Annotated in this window: 4 protein-coding genes; all 4 read right to left on the reverse strand. The window is 64.8% G+C overall.

Annotation, left to right across the window (positions count from 1 at the left end; all coding sequences use genetic code 11):
- A partial coding sequence (locus tag LQ952_RS15310; RefSeq protein ID WP_238623486.1) for an ABC transporter substrate-binding protein occupies nt 1–991 on the reverse strand: 991 nt, incomplete at its 3' end.
- Nucleotides 992–1039: 48 nt separating this feature from the next.
- Nucleotides 1040–2113, reverse strand: coding sequence for a branched-chain amino acid ABC transporter permease (locus tag LQ952_RS15315; RefSeq protein WP_238623487.1), 1074 nt, complete (start codon nt 2111–2113; stop codon nt 1040–1042).
- 5 nt (nt 2114–2118) lie between these two features.
- Nucleotides 2119–3006, reverse strand: a complete 888-nt coding sequence (locus tag LQ952_RS15320; RefSeq protein ID WP_238623488.1) for a branched-chain amino acid ABC transporter permease — start codon at nt 3004–3006, stop codon at nt 2119–2121.
- A 3-nt stretch (nt 3007–3009) separates the two neighbouring features.
- Nucleotides 3010–4989, reverse strand: coding sequence for an AMP-dependent synthetase/ligase (locus tag LQ952_RS15325; protein WP_238623489.1), 1980 nt, complete (start codon nt 4987–4989; stop codon nt 3010–3012).
- Nucleotides 4990–5055: the final 66 nt, after the last annotated feature.

The following is a 5055-nucleotide window of genomic DNA, read 5'->3' on the forward strand; positions in this document are numbered from 1 at the left end:
CTAGACGGGCGGCCTCTACCGCCACCGCCATGGTGGCCACGCCGATGTTGTAGTAGCTCGAACCCACATTGGCGGCGGAACCGGCACCCAGGCCCGGCTCGACCACGTGGGTGACGATGTCCTGGATCACCGCCGGCTCCCGGCCGGAGGCCACCGCCTCGAAGCGCTTGACGCCGTTCATGTGGTTGCCCCCCACGTTGCGGGCGTCGGTCTCGGACAGCCACACCACGGAGAGGATGTTCTGGGGACGGATGCCGTTGCGAATGGCCTCGCGCACGGACACCTGCTGACCGCCGCCGGCACCCCAGATGATCACGTGGTCGGGTCGGTAACGGCGCACATCGGACCAGGTGGCGGACTGTTCGGCGCCCGGGCTGGGATAACCGAAGCTGCGCAGCTGGAAGCCCTTCTGCTGGGCCAGCTCCTGCAGCACCGGCAACGGTTCACGACCAAAGGGCGAGTCGATGTGTACCAGGGCGATGCGCTTGTTGGTCAGGCCGCCCTGATGGCGCTCGATGTAGTCCGCCAGCAGCGTGGCCTGGGACCAGTAGGTGGCCATCATGGGAAAGACGAAGGGGAAGGTCTCGCCGTCGGAGGCATCGCCGCGCCCGTGCAGGGCGGTGATCATCACCACTTCATCCCGCAGCACCCGATTCACCGCCGCCCGGGATACCGGCGTGCTGAAGAAGTCCACCAGCACGGCGCCCTCGCGCCGGGCCCGGTTGTAGGCCTCCAGACCCCGCTGGGGCTCGTTGGCGGTATCACGGATGATGGTCTCGATGGGGTGACCCTCGACGCCGCCGGTCTCGTTGATCAGGCGCAGGTAGTCCTGCTGGCCCTGGTTGTACTCGCTGGAGACGAAGGTGTAGACGGCGGTGAAGTCCTGCAACAGGGCGAACTTGATCGGTTCCTTGTCGGCACTGGCGGTCCCTCCCACCGCCAGGGCCACGGCACCGGCCACCCCGGCCAGCCCTTTGAGCAATGTCTTCATGGCATACTCCTCATTATGATCATCTGGCCCGATGGGGCCTGGTTGATATCAGCTCTGGGTATGACGGAACGGCCAGACCAGGAAGTATTTGCGGATGTTGTCGTAGATCTTGGCCAGTCCCAGGGGCTCGAACAGAATCACACCGATGATCAGTGCCCCGTAGACCATCAATGGAATGTGCGACAGCAGGTTGAAGGAGATGGGAATCAGGTCGAACTGGGCCACGAAGGCCAGCAGGTTGGTGAGCACAATGGGCAGTAGCAGGACAAACCCGGCCCCCAGATAGGCGCCGATGACGCTGCCAAGCCCCCCCACCAGCACCATCGCCACCAGCTGGATGGAGACGTTGAACCCGAACTGCTCCGGGGTCACCGCCTGGTAGTAGCAAAATGCCAGCACCGCACCGGTCACGCCGCCCAGGAAGGAGCTGGCGAAGAAGGCCAGCAGCTTGTACCTGAGCGGGTTGACGCCGATCACCGAGGCGGCAAAATCCTTGTCCCGCACCGCCACCAGGGCACGCCCGAAGCTGCTGCGCTTGATGTTCATGATCAGCAGCGTCACCACCACCGTCCACAGCAGGGCCGTGTAGTAGAGGGCACCATCGCTCTGCAGCGGGACGAACAGGAAGGTCACGTCGGGAGTGCTCAGGGTGGCCTGGGCACCGCCGGAGATGGCCGGCACGTTGATGATGGTCCACTCCACCAGGTACTGCATGGCCAGGGTGGCCATCACCAGGTACAGCCCCTTCACCCGCAGGGCCGCCGCCCCGAACAGGCAACCGATCAGGGCCGCCATCAGGCCGGCACCCAGCAAGGCCAGTTCGAAGGGCACCCCGGCTCGTGTCAGATGAATGCTGGTATAGGCCCCGATGGCCATCACTGCGGCAAAGCCGAAGTGCAGCTGGCCGGCAATGCCCATCAGCAAGGTCAGGGACAGGGCCGCCGCGGTCCAGATCAGCCAGGGCAGCATGTAGCTGGTCAGGTAGAGGTCGGAGAGCAGGAACGGGGCCGCCAGTGCCAGCAGCAACAGTCCCTGGATGATCCGCCGGTCGGCGGTCACGGGCCAGAGGGCACGCGCCGACTCGTAACGGGTATGGTGAATGCCGGACAGTCGATAGAACATGGCGCTTAGACCCTCTCGATGTCTTCACGGCCGAAGATGCCGTGGGGACGGAACATGATGGTGAGCAGGATGATCAGGGAGGTGACCACGTCGCGGGTGCCGCCACCCACCAGCGGGTCCACGTAACCAGGGATCACGCTGCCCAGGATGCCGACGATGAGACCGGCGACGAGAACGCCGTAGATGCTGTCCAGACCGCCCAGGATGACCACGGCCACGGCCGGGAACAGCAAGGCCGTCAGGGTCCAGTCGACCCCCTGTACCGAGCCCCACATGGCCCCGGCGGCCACCGCGGAGATCCCTGCCAGCCCCCAGGAGACGGCCACCGCCCGCTCCACGGAGATGCCCACGGACCAGCTGGAGATGTGGTTGTCGGACACCGCCCGCAGCTTGGTGCCCAGGCGGGTGCGGAAGAACAGCAGGGACAGGCCCACCATGGCCGCGCCGATGAGGCCGCCCACCAGATACTCCCGGTTGATGAACACGTCACCGATGATGATGGGCATCATGTCCAGGCCCAGGTCCAGGCTCTTGGGCGCCGCCCCCAGCAGGCCGGGGCCGATGCCCCGCAACAGGCTCTCCAGACCCAGGGTGAGCATGACCACCATGATGATGGGCTGACCCACCATCTTGCGCAGCAAGAAGCGCTCGGCGAGCATGCCGAACAGGAACATGCCCACCAGGGCCAGGAAAACGGCCACCAGAATGGGCGTGCCCAGCAGGCCGGCAAAGATCCACACCAGATAGGCGGCGATCATCACCATGGCCCCCTGGGCCAGGTTGGGCACCCCGGAGGACTTGTAGATGAGCACAATGCCCAGGGCCACCAGGCTGTACATGAGCCCGGTCAGCGCCCCGTTGATGGTCAATTCGATCAGGAACTGGAAATCCATGGATCACACCTCCTCCGCCAGCCGGGCACCGACCACGTCCGCCACCGCCAGGTGGCGCTTGAGGGTGCCGGACTCGCCGGTTTCGTAACTGATTTTTGCCTCGAACTCGATGGCGCTGCGGCCGTCGTAGAGGGACTCGATGATGGGGGCGTAATGGGCGTCGATGACCTTGCGCCGCAGCTTGCGGGTTCGGGTCACCTCGCCGTCGTCCGGGTCGAACTCCTTGTGCAGGTTGACGAAGCGCCGAATCTCCAGGGCATCGGGCAGTACCGCGTTCACATGGGCCACTTCCTTGCGCACCAGTTCGTAGACCTGAGGCTTCTGGGACAGGTCGGCAAAGGAGGTGTAGGCCACCCCGTTCTCCTCCGCCCAGTGCCCCACCGCGTCGATGTCGATGACGATCAGGGCGGCCAGATAGTCACGATCCTTGCCCAGGATGCAGGCATCCTTGATGTAGTGACTGAACTTGAGACGGTTCTCCACGTAGGTGGGGATGAACCGCTCGCCGGCCCGGGTATGGACCACCTCGGACACCCGGCCCAGTACCACCAGCTGCCCGTCCTCCTCCAGATAACCCGCATCTCCGGTATGCATCCAGCCGTCCTGGAGGGTCTCGGCGGTAGCCTCGGGGTTGTTGAAGTAACCATCAAAGATGTTGTCGGAACGCACCAGGATCTCGCCGTCGTCGCTGATCTTCAGCGCCACCCCCGGGAAAGGCCGCCCCGCAGTGTGCAGGCTGATGGAATCCGGTGGCTGGGCCACGCACAGGGCACAGTTCTCGGTCTGGCCGTAGAACTGGCGCAGGTTGAGGCCCAGGGCGCGGAAGAACAGGAACACGTCCTCCCCCATGGCCTCGCCGGCGGTATAGGGTCGCTCCACCCGGGCCAGTCCCAACTGATCCTTGAGGGGTCCGAAGATCAGCACTTCCCCCACGGCGCGCCAGAAACGCTCGGCCGCCGTGGGCGCCTGACCGGCCAGCCGACGCCGTTCCAGTTCCACCGCAAAGGGCATGAAATGGTGATAGAGGCGACGCTTGAGACCGGTGGATTCATTGATGCCCACCTGGATGCGGGTCAGCATGTTGGACCAGGCCCGGGGCGAACCGAAGTACAGGGTGGGGGCGATTTCCCGCAGATCGTGCAGGGCGGTTTCCTGACGCTCGGGGATGTTGACGCAGAACCGTAATACCAGGGCGGCACCGATGGTAAAGATGAAGTCACCCACCCAGGCCATGGGCAGGTAGGCCATGTGCACCTCGCCTTCGCGGAAATAGCCGGCCTGCGAGGCATTGCGCACCCCCGAGAGGATATGACCATGCTTGAGGGGAATGCCCTTGGGGGCGCCGGTGGTACCCGAGGAATGCAGCAGTACCGCCGTGTCATGGACCGAGGGCCGGGACTGCAGGTCCTGGGCCAGGTTCGACTCCCGTTCCAGCCGGGCACGCCCCCGGGCCAGCAGATCTCCCAGGGCCAGCGCCCCTCGAGGTTCCTTGTCCTTGAGCCCCCGGGGATCATCGAACAGGATGTGATCCAGATGGCCGTAGCCGGCAACGCGGATACCCAGCAGCTTGTCCACCTGCTCCTGGTCCTCCACCAGGGCGCAGCGGATGGACTCCGCCTCCATCTGGGCCTGGATTTCCTGCGGATTGGTGTCCGGATAGGCCGGGGACGGCACGGCCCGCAGGGTCACCGCCGCCAGCATGCCGAAATACAGTGCCGGCCGGTTGTCACCCACCACCAGGATTCGATCCCCCGGACCCACCCCCAGTGTCTCCAGACCCGCGGCCAGAGCCATGACCCGTTCCAGGTAATCCCGCCAGGTATATTCCTGCCAGATGCCCCGGTCCCGCTCCCGCAGGGCGATCTGGTCGGCATGGTCACGGGCATTGTTCACCAGTTGCCGGATCAGGTGGTCCTTATCCTGCCAGCCGGGGTGCATGGCCCTGGAGGTCTCCAGGTTCTGATGTATCTTTTCAGGCAGCATCTTTGACCTTCCCGATATAGGCCGTGACGACGGCAGGATCATTGATGGCTTCGCGGGTGGGGCCTT

It is taken from the genome of Ectothiorhodospira lacustris (assembly GCF_022227785.1).
Taxonomy (GTDB): Bacteria; Pseudomonadota; Gammaproteobacteria; order Ectothiorhodospirales; family Ectothiorhodospiraceae; genus Ectothiorhodospira; species Ectothiorhodospira lacustris.